Source organism: Pseudomonas sp. rhizo66 (genome assembly GCF_031931925.1).
In the GTDB taxonomy this organism is placed as follows: domain Bacteria; phylum Pseudomonadota; class Gammaproteobacteria; order Pseudomonadales; family Pseudomonadaceae; genus Aquipseudomonas.
In genome coordinates this window covers 40,247-54,695 of record NZ_JAUJWZ010000007.1, presented here as the reverse complement: position 1 = coordinate 54,695, position 14,449 = coordinate 40,247, and the positions used below count along the sequence as shown (strand labels likewise).

Annotated in this window: 16 protein-coding genes; 10 read left to right on the top strand and 6 right to left on the bottom strand. The window is 60.3% G+C overall.

Going from position 1 to position 14,449, the window contains the following annotated elements; all coding sequences use genetic code 11:
- Positions 1-211 precede the first annotated feature (211 nt).
- Genes QZR14_RS10420 through QZR14_RS10375 form a run of 10 tightly spaced genes read left to right on the top strand, consistent with a single transcriptional unit; the run spans position 212 to position 8,926 of the window.
- Positions 212-1,174 (top strand): YbgA family protein, encoded by a 963-nt coding sequence (locus tag QZR14_RS10420; protein ID WP_311996496.1) that lies wholly within the window; start codon positions 212-214, stop codon positions 1,172-1,174.
- Positions 1,174-2,115: a MerR family transcriptional regulator gene (locus QZR14_RS10415; RefSeq protein WP_250606194.1), complete on the top strand. Its 942-nt coding sequence runs from the start codon at positions 1,174-1,176 to the stop codon at positions 2,113-2,115. Before QZR14_RS10420 ends, QZR14_RS10415 begins: the two co-directional genes overlap by 1 nt.
- A gap of 20 nt (positions 2,116-2,135) precedes the next feature.
- Complete coding sequence (phrB, locus tag QZR14_RS10410; RefSeq protein WP_311996591.1) at positions 2,136-3,581, top strand: deoxyribodipyrimidine photo-lyase; 1,446 nt, start codon at positions 2,136-2,138, stop codon at positions 3,579-3,581.
- Positions 3,574-3,996 carry a nuclear transport factor 2 family protein gene (locus QZR14_RS10405; protein ID WP_250606193.1) on the top strand — a complete coding sequence of 141 codons (423 nt, stop codon included), beginning with the start codon at positions 3,574-3,576 and terminating at the stop codon, positions 3,994-3,996. Before phrB ends, QZR14_RS10405 begins: the two co-directional genes overlap by 8 nt.
- The gene (locus QZR14_RS10400; RefSeq protein WP_250606192.1) at positions 3,993-4,775 is read left to right on the top strand and encodes an SDR family NAD(P)-dependent oxidoreductase; all 783 of its coding nucleotides are present in this window, start codon (positions 3,993-3,995) and stop codon (positions 4,773-4,775) included. The genes QZR14_RS10405 and QZR14_RS10400 overlap by 4 nt, the downstream gene beginning before the upstream one ends.
- Positions 4,772-6,019, top strand: coding sequence for an NAD(P)/FAD-dependent oxidoreductase (locus tag QZR14_RS10395; RefSeq protein ID WP_311996495.1), 1,248 nt, complete (start codon positions 4,772-4,774; stop codon positions 6,017-6,019). Before QZR14_RS10400 ends, QZR14_RS10395 begins: the two co-directional genes overlap by 4 nt.
- Positions 6,016-6,831, top strand: a complete 816-nt coding sequence (locus QZR14_RS10390) for a DUF1365 domain-containing protein (RefSeq protein ID WP_311996494.1) — start codon at positions 6,016-6,018, stop codon at positions 6,829-6,831. The genes QZR14_RS10395 and QZR14_RS10390 overlap by 4 nt, the downstream gene beginning before the upstream one ends.
- The gene (locus QZR14_RS10385) at positions 6,818-8,083 is read left to right on the top strand and encodes an SAM-dependent methyltransferase (RefSeq protein WP_250606189.1); all 1,266 of its coding nucleotides are present in this window, start codon (positions 6,818-6,820) and stop codon (positions 8,081-8,083) included. The genes QZR14_RS10390 and QZR14_RS10385 overlap by 14 nt, the downstream gene beginning before the upstream one ends.
- Complete coding sequence (locus QZR14_RS10380) at positions 8,076-8,567, top strand: DUF2878 domain-containing protein (RefSeq protein WP_250606188.1); 492 nt, start codon at positions 8,076-8,078, stop codon at positions 8,565-8,567. Before QZR14_RS10385 ends, QZR14_RS10380 begins: the two co-directional genes overlap by 8 nt.
- 53 nt (positions 8,568-8,620) lie before the next feature.
- Positions 8,621-8,926, top strand: a complete 306-nt coding sequence (locus QZR14_RS10375; protein WP_311996493.1) for a YkgJ family cysteine cluster protein — start codon at positions 8,621-8,623, stop codon at positions 8,924-8,926.
- Between the two features lie 91 nt (positions 8,927-9,017).
- Here the strand turns inward: QZR14_RS10375 and QZR14_RS10370 are convergent, their stop codons facing one another.
- From QZR14_RS10370 to hemA, 6 genes are all read right to left on the bottom strand, one after another.
- On the bottom strand, positions 9,018-9,536 hold the full coding sequence (locus QZR14_RS10370) for an acyloxyacyl hydrolase (protein WP_250606187.1): 519 nt from the start codon (positions 9,534-9,536) through the stop codon (positions 9,018-9,020).
- A 112-nt stretch (positions 9,537-9,648) separates the two neighbouring features.
- A complete protein-coding gene (gene murI / locus QZR14_RS10365) occupies positions 9,649-10,440 on the bottom strand; it encodes a glutamate racemase (protein ID WP_250606186.1) in 792 nt (263 codons plus the stop codon).
- Positions 10,433-11,188 carry a molybdopterin-synthase adenylyltransferase MoeB gene (locus QZR14_RS10360; RefSeq protein WP_150693135.1) on the bottom strand — a complete coding sequence of 252 codons (756 nt, stop codon included), beginning with the start codon at positions 11,186-11,188 and terminating at the stop codon, positions 10,433-10,435. The genes murI and QZR14_RS10360 overlap by 8 nt, the downstream gene beginning before the upstream one ends.
- Positions 11,182-12,012, bottom strand: a complete 831-nt coding sequence (prmC, locus tag QZR14_RS10355) for a peptide chain release factor N(5)-glutamine methyltransferase (protein ID WP_311996492.1) — start codon at positions 12,010-12,012, stop codon at positions 11,182-11,184. The genes QZR14_RS10360 and prmC overlap by 7 nt, the downstream gene beginning before the upstream one ends.
- Entirely contained in the window at positions 12,013-13,095 is a 1,083-nt protein-coding gene (gene prfA / locus QZR14_RS10350) for a peptide chain release factor 1 (protein ID WP_250606184.1), read from the bottom strand.
- On the bottom strand, positions 13,092-14,378 hold the full coding sequence (gene hemA / locus QZR14_RS10345) for a glutamyl-tRNA reductase (RefSeq protein WP_007951716.1): 1,287 nt from the start codon (positions 14,376-14,378) through the stop codon (positions 13,092-13,094). The genes prfA and hemA overlap by 4 nt, the downstream gene beginning before the upstream one ends.
- Positions 14,379-14,449: the final 71 nt, after the last annotated feature.

The window sequence follows — 14,449 nt, the reverse complement described above, 5'->3', positions numbered from 1 at the left end:
ATCCTGTCGGAGTGCCTGCTCGCGATGGCGGTGGACCATTCAACCTTTTTTGTTGAATGACATACCGCTATCGCGAGCAGGCGAAGGCCTGCAAGGGAATGCATCAACCGGAAAAAGTTATACAAATCATTTGACTTGTACACCCATGAATCTATGCTGAGCAAAGTTGTACAGAGATCTACCTCTGTACAGGTATAGATTCGAGGTGCCCATGTCTGATTCTTGCGCAGCCAAACCCAAAATCGCTATCAGCGCCTGCCTGCTGGGCGCCGAGGTGCGCTACAACGGTGGACACAAGGAATCACGCCTGTGCAGCCGCACCCTCACCGAGCATTTCGATTTCGTCCCGGTGTGTCCGGAAGTCGCGATAGGCCTCGGCATTCCGCGCGAGCCGATCCGCCTTGTCGGCGAGGCCGAGCATCCACAAGCGGTGGGCACGGTAAATCCGTCGATCAACGTCACTCAACCATTGGCCGAATACGGCACGAAAATGGCCGCCGAGCTTAATGACATCTGTGGCTACATCTTCATGCAGCAGTCGCCGTCCTGCGGTCTGGAACGGGTCAAGGTCTACCACGCCAACGGCGCCCCGGTTAACGGCGGCGGACGCGGGATTTATGCCCAGGCGTTCTGCGCACAGCACCCGGATCTGCCCGTGGAAGAAGCCGGGCGTCTCAATGATCCGGTACTGCGCGAGAACTTCATCACCCGTGTATTCGCCTACAGCGAATGGCAACAGGTCCTCGCCAATGGCCTGAGCCGTCGCGCCCTCACCGAATTCCATTCGCGCTACAAATACTTGCTGATGGCGCACAACCCACTGCAATACAAAACGCTGGGCAAGTTGTTGGGCAATATGGCCGACACCGATCCCGCCGAACTCGGCCCGCGCTACTTCAGCGAACTGATGGCCGCCCTGAAGAAATGCGCCACGCGCGGCACCCACAGCAATGTCCTGCTGCACATCAGCGGTTATCTGAAACAGGCGATCAGTGCTGAAGAAAAACAGGAAATGCAACACATCATCGGCCAGTACCGCCAGGGCATCGTGCCGTTGGTGGTGCCGTTGACGTTGCTCAAGCATCACTTTCGCCTCCATCCGGATTCGTACATCGCGCAACAGGTTTACCTGCAACCGCACCCGGAAAACCTCAGCCTGCGAAACGCAATCTAATGAATGACCAAATCGATACCAGCGCCCAGGAAGACCTCGGCGCGGATTTTAAAAAAGCCCTCGACGAAGGCTGGCTACCGATTCGCGAAGTCGCGCGGCAGACCGGCGTCAACGCGATCACCCTGCGTGCCTGGGAACGCCGCTACGGGCTGGTCGTGCCGCAACGCACGCCCAAGGGCCATCGGTTGTATTCGGCCGAACATGTGCAACAGATTCTGACCATCCTCACCTGGCTCAACCGCGGTGTTGCCGTCAGTCAGGTCAAACCGCTGCTCGATGCACCACAGGCGTTCAGCGAGTCGGTGGAGAACGACTGGCAGCGCTTGCGCCAAACCCTGCTTACCGCCGTCACCCAACTCAATGAACGCAGCCTCGACGACAGCGTCAATCAGGCCATGGCGCTCTACCCGCCACGCACCTTGTGCGAACAATTGCTGATGCCGCTGCTGGCGGAACTGGAGCAGCGTTGGCAAGGCCAGTTCGGCGCGCAGATGGAGCGGGTGTTCTTTTATTCGTGGCTGCGCAGCAAATTCGGCACACGCATCTACCATAACAATCGCCAGTTACAGGGCGCTCCGCTGTTGTTGATCAATCATTCCGACCTGCCACTGGAGCCTCATCTGTGGTTGTGCGCATGGCTGATCAGCAGCGCCGACTGTCCGGTGCAAGTGTTTGACTGGCCGCTGCCGGCCGCGGAACTGGCGCTGGCGGTCGAACACCTGCAAGCCCGTGGCGTACTGCTGTATTCCAGCAAAGCCATGAGCCTTGCGCAGTTGCCCAAGCTGCTGAACGGAGTCAATTGCCCGAAAATACTGGTCGGACCAACGGTATGCATCCACCACGCCGAGTTGTCCGTAAAAACCTCCGAGATGGCTGATGTGTTCCTGGCTGAAGACGCGCTTCTGGCCCATCAGGAACTCGTTCAGCGTGGGTTGATTTAATGGACACCGTGAGTGCCGACATGCAATTGATCTGGCTGCGCAGCGACTTGCGCCAACATGACAACACCGCCCTCGCGGCCGCCGCAGCGCGCGGCCCGACGGTTGCCGTGTATCTGTTGAGCCCGCAGCAGTGGCTGGAACATGACGATGCGCCGTGCAAGGTCGACTTCTGGTTGCGCAACCTCGATGAGCTGAGCAAAAGCCTCGCCGCGCTGAACATTCCGCTGCTGATCCGTACTGCCGCGCATTGGGATCAAGCGCCAGCGGAACTGCTCAAGCTCTGTCGGCAACTGAAGGTCGAAGCGGTTCACGTCAATGAAGAATACGGTGTCCATGAAAGCCGTCGCGACGCCTCGGTGGCGGACACACTGAAGGCCGAGGGCATCACGTTTCACAGCTACCTCGATCAGTTGCTGTTCAAACCCGGCAGCGTGCTGACCAAGACCGGCACTTATTTCCAGGTGTTCAGCCAATTCCGCAAAGTCTGTTACGAACGTCTGCACCGCTCGATGCCGGCCCTGATCCCGGCACCCGGCAAACAGGCAAAACTTCAGATCGACAGCGATCCGCTGCCCGGTTCCGTCACAGGCTTCGCCACTCCGAATCAAGCTCTGCGTGATCTGTGGCCGGCCGGGGAACAGGAAGCCCGGCGCCGTCTCGACACCTTCACCGACGCGCAGATCGACTACTACCAAAGCGAACGCGATTTCCCGGCCAAGCCTGGCACCAGTCAGCTCTCGGCGTACCTCGCCGCCGGGGTGATTTCGCCGCGCCAGTGCCTGCACGCCGCCCTGCAAAGCAATCAGGGCGAGTTCGAGAGCGGCAAGGTCGGTGCGGTCACCTGGATCAACGAGCTGCTGTGGCGCGAGTTCTACAAACACATTCTGGTCGGCTATCCACGGGTCTCGCGGCACCGCGCCTTTCGCCAGGAAACCGAAGCGCTGGCCTGGCGTGATGCGCCGGACGATCTTGCCGCCTGGCAAGAGGCGCGCACCGGTCTGCCGATCATCGACGCGGCCATGCGGCAATTGCTCGAAACCGGCTGGATGCACAATCGCCTGCGCATGATCGTGGCGATGTTCCTGACCAAAAACCTGCTGATCGACTGGCGCGAAGGCGAACGCTTTTTCATGCGTCACCTGATTGATGGCGATCTGGCGGCGAACAACGGTGGCTGGCAATGGAGCGCCTCCACCGGCACCGATTCGGCACCGTACTTCCGCATCTTCAATCCGTTGAGCCAGTCGGAAAAATTCGACAGCGAAGGCCTGTTCATCAAGCACTGGCTACCGGAACTGGCGGCCCTCAACAAGAAAGAAGTGCATAACCCGGCCGACGTCGGTGGTTTGTTCGGCGCGGCGGATTACCCGTCGCCGATCGTCAATCTCAGCACTTCGCGCCAGCGCGCATTGGCTGCCTTCAAGAGTCTGCCTTCGCGTACGTCTACCGGAGGTGATGATGAGTGAATTCCTGCGCCGTTTCGCCCGGCAATTTTCAGCATTGAACAAAGACAACCTGGAAAGCCTGGGCGAGCTGTACAGCGATGACATTCACTTCACCGACCCGCTGCATGAAGTGCAGGGGCTGGCGCAACTGCGCGTCTATTTCGGCGAGCTGTACGCCAACGTCAGCGAACTGCGTTTCGACTTTCATGGTTTCGACCAGATCGGCGCCTGCGAGGGCTACCTGCGTTGGGTCATGAGTTATCGCCACCCGCGCCTGGCGGGTGGTCGTTTGATTCGTGTCAGCGGCTGCTCGCATTTGCTGTGGCACGACAAGGTTTATCGCCATCGGGATTATTTTGATGCCGGGGCGCTGCTGTATGAACACTTGCCAGTATTGGGCCGGGTCATTGCCTGGCTGAAAAGGAGAATGGGATGAGTCGTACACCTCCACGGCGTTATTGGTTGACCGGGGCCAGCAGTGGCATCGGCGCGGCGCTGGCTGAAGAGATTCTGAAAACCGGTGCACACCTGGCGGTCAGCTCCCGTCAGGTCGCCGCGCTCAAGGTCTTGTCACAACGCTATCCGGGGCAGGTTCTGGTGGTGCCGGGGGATCTGACCAACAGCCAGACAGTGCGCGAAATCGGCGAGCAGATCGCCGCCGACTGGGGTTCCCTGGATTCGGTGATCCTCAACGCTGGCACCTGCGAATACGTGGATGCCAAACAGTTCGATTCCTCGATCATCGAGCATGTGGTGCGCACCAACCTGCTCGCCAGCAGCTACTGCATCGAGGCCGCCCTGCCCTTGCTGCGCAAAGGCACCGCGCCGCACCTGGTCGGCATGGCCAGTTCGGTAACCTACCTGCCGCTGCCACGGGCTGAAGCCTACGGCGCCTCGAAGGCCGGTTTGCGCTACCTGTTCGAATCGCTGCGCATCGATCTCGCCGACGAAGGCATTGAAGTCACAGTCATCAGCCCCGGTTTTGTGGAGACCCCGCTGACCGCCAAAAACGATTTCCCCATGCCCTTGAGCTGGCCTGTGGATAAAGCGGCGCGGCATATCTTCGCCAAACTCAAAGATCGGCCATTGGAAATCGCCTTCCCGGCGCTGTTCATGGCCGCGCTGTGGCCGCTGTCGAAATTGCCGACGCGCGTCCAATTGGCCATCGGCAAGCGCATGGTGCGCAAGTCGCCTCCTCTGACGGATCCGACATGAAAATTGCCATCGTCGGCAGCGGCATCGCCGGACTGACCTGCGCCTACCTGCTCAATCGCCGCCATGAAGTCACGGTATTCGAGGCGGGCGACTGGGTCGGTGGCCACACGCACACCGTGGACGTCACCGTCGCAGGACGGCAGTACGCCGTGGACACCGGTTTCATCGTCTTCAACGACTGGACCTACCCGAACTTCATCCGCTTGCTCGGCCAACTCGGCGTGGCGTTCAAACCGACGGAAATGAGTTTCTCGGTAACCGACCCAGACACCGGTCTGGAATACAACGGCAACAACCTCAACAGCCTCTTCGCCCAGCGCAGCAATCTGTTGTCGCCGGGGTTCTGGGGCATGTTGCGCGACATCCTGCGCTTCAACAAAGAAGCTCAGCGCGACCTCGTCGAACTGCGCATCGCCGCCGACACCACCCTCGACGAATACCTCAAGGCTGGCGGCTACGGTGAACGTTTCATCCTGCATTACATCGTGCCGATGGGCTCGGCGATCTGGTCGATGTCGATGGCAGAAATGCTCAACTTCCCGCTGCAGTTTTTTGTGCGGTTCTTCAAGAACCACGGGCTGTTGTCAGTCAGCGATCGGCCGCAATGGCAAGTCATTGAAGGCGGTTCCAGCGCTTACATCGCGCCGCTGACAGCCGCGTTCAAGGACAGGATTCGGCTCAATTGCCCGGTCACCCGGGTTGATCGCGATGTGCATGGCGTAGTTATCCACAGCCCGGCAGGCCTCGAGCACTTTGACCGAGTGGTATTCGCCTGTCACAGCGACCAGGCGCTGAAACTGCTGGCAGTCCCTAGCGATGCCGAACGCGCAATCCTCGGCGCTCTGCCGTATGCCGAAAACGAAGTGGTGCTGCACACCGATACCCGTTTGCTGCCGACGCGCAAACTGGCCTGGGCCAGCTGGAACTATCGGCTCAGTGGCGCCGGCCATACCCACGCTGCCGTCACTTACGACATGAACATTCTGCAGGGCATTCAGAGCGACACCACGTTCTGCGTCAGCCTCAATCAGAGTGCCGGGATCAGCCCCGACAAAGCGCTCGCCCGCTACACGTACGCCCACCCGCAGTTCAGCCTTGCGGCCGTGGCCGCGCAGCAACGCTGGGGTGAACTGGATGGTGCGCAGCACACGCATTATTGCGGCGCTTACTGGGCCAACGGGTTTCATGAGGACGGTGTCGTCAGCGCCTTGCGCGTGGCCGCCGCGTTCGGGGAAAGCTTATGAACAGCGCCCTGTATAGCGGCTGGATCGGCCATCGGCGTTTTTCGCCGCGCCGCCATGAATTCCGTTACCGGATCGGCTTGCTCTACCTCGATCTCAGCGAACAGGACGCGGTACTTGCACTCTCGCCGCTGGCCGGACGCAGCCGCTTTGCGCCGTTTTCATTTCGCGAGACTGACTACCTCAAGGCCTTCACCGGCCGTGGCATACGCTTGATCGATGCGGTGCGCCAGCAAGTCGGCCTTGCCATCGGCCACGAACCGCAAGGCTCGATCTGCCTGCTGACCCAGGCGCGCAGTTGGGGGCTGTCGTTCAACCCGGTGAGTTTCTTTTACTGCCATGAGGCGGACGGGCAACTGGCGGCGATCGTCTGCGAAGTGACCAACACGCCGTGGGGCGAGCGCTACCACTATGTGTTGCCGGCGCGGCCCCCGGTCAATCTGCAGGATTTCCATCAGCACTTTGCCGTGGCCAAAGCCTTTCACGTTTCACCGTTCCTGCCGCGCGATCTCGAATACCGCATGAGCTTCAGCCCCGCCGCGCAAAAACTCGGCGTGCACATGGCTGACTGGCAAGGCGAACACAAACTGTTCGACGCGACGCTCAATCTGCAACGCGAAAGCCTCGACCGGCGCAGCCTGCATCGTTACCTGCGGCGCTTTCCGTGGATGACCGCGAAAACCGCTCTGGCCATTTACTGGCAAGCGCTGCGACTGCTGCTCAAACGCGCACCGATTTTTGCTCATCAGACTGCCGACGGCAGTTTTCAAACCGCCACTGTGCCTCCCAAGGAGCAGCGCCATGAAATCCTCTAGTCTGTCGGTCAGCCGGCTCAGCACCAACGGTTTGACCGGATCGTTGCTGCGCCGTGGCGTGCTGCGTCAATTGGCTCAGCTGAAAAACGGCCAACTGTTGGTGATCGAGGATGGCGAACGCCTGATGTTCGGTACGCCGGGCAGTGCCTTGCTCGGGGAAATCCATGTGCTCGACTCGGCCGTTTGGGGCCTGGTTGCCGGTAACGGTTCGATTGGTGCCGGCGAGGCCTTTATCCATGGCTATTGGAGTTCACCGGATCTGACGGCCGTGGTCCGCGTGTTCGTCAGCAACCTCGACGTGCTCGATGCCATGGAGGGCGGTCTGGCCCGTCTCAGCCGGCCACTTGTGCAAGGTCTGCACTGGCTCAACCGCAACACGCGCAAGGGTTCGCAGAAGAACATCGCCGCGCACTACGATCTGGGCAACGATCTGTTCGAGCAGTTTCTCGACCCGACCATGATGTATTCGGCGGCGCAGTTCCTTACGCCGGAAGACAGCCTCGAACAGGCACAACTGAACAAACTCGAGCGCATCTGTCAGAAGCTCGCGCTCAAGGACAGCGACCATTTGCTGGAGATCGGCACTGGCTGGGGCAGCATGGCGCTGTATGCCGCGCAACATTACGGCTGCCGCGTGACCACCACGACCCTGTCGAAAGAGCAGTACGCGTTTACCGCGCAACGCATCGAACAACTGGGTTTGCAGGATCGCGTCACGCTGTTGCTCAAGGACTACCGCGACCTGACCGGCGAATACGACAAACTGGTGTCGATCGAGATGATCGAAGCCGTCGGGCACCGCTTCCTGCCGACCTACTTCAAACAGTGCGCGCAGTTGCTCAAGAGCAACGGCCTGATGTTGATCCAGGCGATCACCATCCGCGAGCAGCGTTACGAACAGGCCAAGCGTAGCGTCGATTTCATCCAGCGCTACATCTTCCCCGGCGGCGCCCTGCCCTGCGTGCAGAAAATGCTCGAAGTGGTCGGCCGCGACACCGACATGAACCTGCTGCACATGGAGGATTTCGGCCTGCACTACGCCCGCACCCTGCGCCTGTGGCACGAGAACTTCCGCCGCGCCCACGGCCGCTTGAGCGAACTGGGCTATGACGATTATTTCCTGCGGTTGTGGGAGTTTTACCTGTGTTACTGCGAGGGCGGTTTCCTCGAACGCACCATCGGCACCGCGCAATTGCTGCTGGCCAAACCGGCGGCGATGACCGCGCCGCTGCTCGGACGCTTCGATGCTTGAGCGTGTCGCCAATGCCGTGTTGTTCCAGATCGGCTGGCTGATCTGCGTGATGGGCGGCAACAGCCTGTGGTTGCTGGCCGCGCTGGCGGTGCTGGTGATCCATCTGCGCTGGATCAGCAGTTGGGCGGCTGAGGGGCGTTTGATCCTCAGCGTGGTGATTGTCGGCACCGCGGTCGACAGTGTGTTGCGCGGTGCCGGCGTGTTCGCGTTTCAGGATCAGTCGCCGCTGATTCCGTTGTGGCTGATGCTGCTCTGGGCGCTGCTGGCGACCACCTTGCGTCATTGTCTGGCCTGGAGCGCCCGCCCTTGGTGGCTGGCCAGTGTGCTTGGCGCGGTCGGCGGCGCGCTGTCGTATTACGCTGGCGGGCGCCTGGCCGGGGTGCAATTTCCCTACGGAGAACTGCCGACACTGATCGGCATCGGCCTGCTCTGGGCACTGCTGTTTCCGTTGCTGCATACGATGGCTCGGCGGCTGACTCGCTGAGCGTCCGTCAGACCTTTCACACGTGCGCCGGCCACTGCCTTACACTGCCGACCATGAAGACCATTCCCCACCAACAAATCACGCAACCGGCGGTCACTTGCTCGACCTGCGCGGCGTGCTGTTGCCAGCTCGAAGTGATGCTGATCACCGACACTGGCGTGCCTGATCGCTTTATCGATACCGATGAGTGGGGCGGTGAAGTGATGTTGCGTCTGGACGACGGCTGGTGCGCGGCGCTGGATCGCGACAGCATGATGTGCACGATCTATGAGAAACGGCCGCTGATTTGTCGCGAATTCGAAATGGGCGCGCCGGAGTGCATTGAAGAACGCAAAGGCATCACGACTGCCTACCGCTGATTTAAAGCAAAAGATCGCAGCCTTCGGCAGCTCCTACAGGAGAAATCATTCCCATGTAGGAGCTGCCGAAGGCTGCGATCTTTTGATCTTTTTAGAGCGGCATCGTGTAATGCAGCGAGTAACTTTCTACGCCGTCGTTGTCACTGGCGAGACCGGCGTTGGAATAGTGCGTCGCACGAATCCCGACTTCATGTCCGCCATTGAAACGCAGGCCAAAACCCAGGCGGTCTTCGAACTGGAAAGAGCCGCCGAGATTGTTGGATTCGTACTTGGTATTGGAGAACGCGGCTACGCCGATGCCCGCCTCGACATACGGTTTGACCGACTCACCGGCGAACTCGTAAACGAATACAGGCGAGAACGACAGGCTGTTGTTACTGGACGTCTTGTCACCTTCCCAGTAAGTGTAAGCGCCGCTCCAATAACCGGTCAGACGACCGACGTCACTTTGCAGCCAGCTCTTGTCCCAGTCGAAATTCATGCCCAGGCGGTACGTCATGGTCGAATCGCTGGTGGCACCCACCGCGAACTCCACGCCTGCCGCTTGTGCAGTAATACTTTGCCCCATCAGTGCGGCCGCAATCGCGGCCAAGCAGAATAGTCGCTTCACGTTGAAACTTCCTTTTCCGGAACGATCGTTTGGTTTTCTAGATAACTCATCGCTATAGAAGCTAGCGCTTGATTAGAAGTTCAGCTGTTTTTCTAGTTATTTCACAATTTTTTTACAAGTCGAAGTTTTGCACTTCGCCAGCGCTTTGTCCCAGCAATGGCAGGATGTTTTTGAAGTACGCAGGGTCCGCGCTGGTCCAGAATCTGACCGACCGGTTCGGGCCGGCGGCAAGCAAATCGCGCTCCGCCAAAAGCCGCTGAAGTTGCCGCGCCACAGCAGCGCCGGTATCGATCAGGCTGATGTCCGCAGGGATCATCGATTTGAGCATCGGCTTGAGGAAGGGATAGTGGGTACAGCCCAGAATGATCGTGTCGCAACTGCTGGCCAGCAGTGGCTCGACATACCCTTGCAGCAACTGGCGCAACTCGGCGCTGTGCAGATCGCCGCTTTCAATCAGCTCGACCAGGCCGGGGCATGGCTGGGTGATCACGCGCACGTCAGTGGCAAAGCGATCGAGCAGCGCCGCGAACTTGGCGCTCTGCAACGTGCCGGTGGTGGCGAGTACGCCGACTACACCGCTGCGGGTCGCGGCTGCCGCTGGTTTGACCGCAGGCTCCATACCGACAATCGGCCAGTCAGGAAAATCACGTCGTAAATCGGCAACGCCTGCGACCGTCGCGGTATTGCAGGCCAGCACCAACGCCTTGGCGCCCTGCTCGCGGAAAAAACCGGCCATCACGCTGCAGCGCTGGCGAATGAATTCCGGGGTTTTCTCGCCGTAGGGGACGTGCCCGCAATCGGCGACATAGAGCAGCGATTCATTGGGCAGCAACCGCTGGATTTCCGCCAACACCGACAAGCCGCCAACGCCGGAGTCGAACACGCCGATCGGCGCTTCACGCATGGCGCGAACCACAGACGCTGCAACCCGGATCGCGCTTGACCCGCAGCTCGCGGAAGCGCGAACCCAGGGCATCGATCAGCAGCAAGCGGCCCACCAGCGGCTCACCGAAACCGACCAGCACCTTCAAGGCTTCCAGTGCTTGCAGGCTGCCGACCAGACCAACCAGCGGTCCGACCACTCCGGCCTCGCTGCAGGTCAGTTCGGCCTCGCTGCCGTGCCCGTATAAACAGTGATAGCACGGGCTCTCGGCACGACGCGGGTCGAACACCGACAACTGCCCTTCCAGCCGAATCGCCGCGCCGCTGACCAAAGGTTTGCACGCCGCCACACACGCAGCATTGACCGCTTCGCGGGTGGAGAAATTATCGGAACAGTCGAGCACCAGATCCACCGCCGCCACGGCAGCAGCGAGAGAATCCTCGTCCAGCGCCTGACGATGAGCGATCAGTTGAATCTCTGGATTGATCGCGCCCAGACGCTTGAGCGCCGAGTCGACCTTGCTCATGCCGACGCTGTCGGTGTCATGAATGATCTGGCGTTGCAGGTTGGTCAGGTCGACCGTATCGAAATCCGCGAGATGCAATTCACCGACACCCGCCGCTGCCAGATACAGCGCAACCGGCGCGCCGAGACCGCCGAGGCCGACGATCAGTACGCGACTGGCCTTGAGCTTCAACTGCCCGTCGATGTCGATGTGTTGCAGCAGAATCTGCCGGCTGTAGCGCAGCAATTCCTGATCATTCAGCACGGCAGGCGCCCCAGACTGATGCGTTGATGACCGCCCAGATCGGTGCGGCTGTGGACTTCTTCAAAACCGCGAGTGAGCAACAGATCGCGCACGGCTTCGGCTTGATCATAGCCGTGTTCGAGCATCAGCCAGCCGGCGGCCTCAAGATGATCAGGGGCCTGGGCGACGATCAGACGCAGATCGTCGAGTCCGTCTTCACCGGCGACCAGTGCACTGGTCGGTTCGAAACGCACATCGCCTTCGACCAGATGCGGATCGGCAGCGGCAATGTACGGCGGGTTGCTGATGATCAACTGAAAACGCTGACCTTCCAGCGCACTGAACCAGTGGCTGCTGAGCACGGTGGCGTTGTGCAAATGCAGGCGCTGGCGATTGCGTTCGGCAAGTGCCACGGCTTCCAGCACGCGATCCACAGCGGTGACTTTCCACGCCGGACGTTCGCTGGCCAAGGCCAGGGCGATCGCGCCGCTGCCAGTGCCGAGATCGAGGACTTTAGCGGGCGTTGCGGGCAGCAATTCCAGCGCCGCTTCCACCAGCAGTTCGGTATCCGGGCGCGGGATCAGCGTGTGCGGCGCGACTTCCAGATCCAGCTTCCAGAACCCCTGCTGACCCAGAATGTAAGCCACCGGCTCGCCACTGCGGCGGCGTTGCAAATACTCGGCAAAGACCAGCGCCGCTTCACTCGGCACGATGCGCTCGGGCCAGGTGTGCAGAAAGCTGCGCGACTTGCCCAGTGCAGCGGCAAGAAGCAATTCGGCATCCAGACGCGCAGTCGGTGAGTCCGGCAATTCGGCAGCGCGCAACAGGCTGGCAATGATGGTCATTTATTCACCTATCGCTGCGAGCTGGTCAGCCTGGTATTCGGCCAGCAACGGCTCGATCACCGCTTCAACGCCACCGGCAAGGATTTCATCGAGGGAGTACAGGGTCAGGTTGACGCGATGGTCGGTAACCCGGCCCTGAGCAAAGTTGTAGGTACGAATCCGCTCGGAACGATCACCGGAACCCACCAGCAATTTACGCTCGCTGGCAATCGCATTGGCCGCCGCAGCGGTTTGCTGATCGTTGAGTTTGGCCGACAGCCAGGCCATCGCCCGCGCACGGTTCTTGTGCTGGGAACGTTCTTCCTGACACTCGACGACGGTGCCGGTCGGTATGTGGGTGATGCGGATCGCCGAATCGGTGGTGTTGACGTGCTGACCACCCGCCCCGGAGGAGCGGTAAGTGTCGACGCGCAGATCCGCCGGGTTGATCTCGATGGCTTCGCGCTCGTCCGGCTCGGGCAATACCGCCACGGTGCACGCCGAAGTGTGGATCCGACCCTGGGATTCGGTGGCGGGTACACGCTGTACGCGGTGCGCGCCGGATTCGAATTTCAGCTTGCCGTAAACGTTGTCGCCTTCGATGCGGGCGATGACTTCTTTATAGCCACCGTGTTCGCCTTCGTTTTCCGAAAGAATTTCCACGCGCCAGCCACGACGTTCGGCGTAACGCGAGTACATGCGGAACAGGTCGCCGGAGAAGATCGCCGCCTCGTCGCCACCGGTGCCGGCACGGATTTCAAGAAAGACGTTACGGCCGTCGTTGGGATCCTTGGGCAGCAGCATGCGCTGCAGATCGTCTTCGAGGGTGATCAGCAACTCTTTGGCTTCACGGACTTCTTCCACGGCCATTTCCCGCATGTCCGGGTCGCTGTCCTTGAGCAACGCCTGCGCGCCTTCAAGATCGCTTTGTACGCTGAGCAGCTTTTTATAGCCCTGTACCACCGGCTCAAGTTCGGCGTATTCCTTGGAATAGGCGCGGAATTTGACTTGATCGGAAATGACTTCGCCGTCGCCGAGCAGTGCGGTGAGTTCCTCGAAACGGTCCTGGAGGACATCCAGCTTATTGAGCAGTGACGCTTTCATTGCGGTTTTTTATCCGAAAAGCTATCCGGTGAGCCCTCGAGGGCAAAGAGTTCCTGGGCCATGGCCAGCGCATCGAGGCGGCCTTCGGCAGAAAGCTTTTTCAATTGCACGCTGGGCGCATGCAAGAGTTTATTGGTCAGGCCACGGGCCAGTTGCCCGAGTACGTCTTCGGCGTTGCCGCCGTTGGCCAGCAGACGCAGGGCTTTTTGCAGCTCCTCGTCGCGCAGGCGTTCGCTCTGCTGACGATAGGCCTTGAGCACGTCGACCGCCGCCAATTCGCGCAGGCGCACCATGAAATCATCGGCGCCGACCGAGACCATCTCCTCCGCTGCCTGGGCTGCCCCCTGACGACTCTTGAGGTTCTCGGCGACAACTTCGTGGAGATCGTCGACGCTGTAGAGGTAAACGTCGTCCAACTCGCCAACTTCTGGCTCGATATCGCGGGGAACGGCGATATCGACCATGAAAATCGGTTTGTGCTTGCGCAGCTTCAGTGCACTCTCGACCGCGCCTTTGCCGAGAATCGGCAACTGACTGGCGGTCGAACTGATGACGATGTCGCTGCGCACCAGCTCTGCCGGGATGTCCGAGAGCAGCACCGCGTGGGCGCCGAACTGTTCGGCCAGCAAACTGGCGCGCTCCAGGGTGCGGTTGGCCACGACGATGCGCTTGACCCCCAGCTCGTGCAGATGGCGGGCAACCAGAGTAATGGTCTCGCCAGCGCCGATCAGCAAGGCCTGGCTGCGTTGCAAATCACTGAAAATCTGTTTGGCCAGGCTGACCGCGGCAAACGCCACGGACACCGGGTTTTCACCAATCGCGGTGTCGGTGCGCACCTGTTTGGCGGCATTGAACGTCGCCTGAAACAGCCGTCCGAGCAGCGGCCCGATGGTGCCGGCCTCGCGGGCCACGGCATAGGCCGACTTCATTTGGCCGAGAATCTGCGGTTCGCCCAGCACCAGCGAGTCGAGCCCGGAGGCGACACGCATCATGTGACGAACTGCCGCATCATCTTCATGCACATAAGCACTCGCGCGCAGCTCATCGAGGCTTAAATGGTGATAATCGGCCAGCCAGCGCAGCACGATATCGGCAGAAAGCTGATCCTGTTCTATATAAAGCTCACTGCGATTGCAGGTGGAGAGGATCGCAGCTTCGCGGCTGTCGGTCAGTCGGCAGAGCTGCTGCAAGGCCTCCACCAGCTGTTCAGGAGTAAAAGCCACGCGCTCGCGGACGTCTACTGAAGCAGTCTTGTGGTTGATACCGAGTGCAAGGAAGGCCATTCAAGGTCGCTGATGGTGACGTGAAGCCGGCAATTGTCCTACTTCGAAAGATTCAGAACAACTACCGCTGA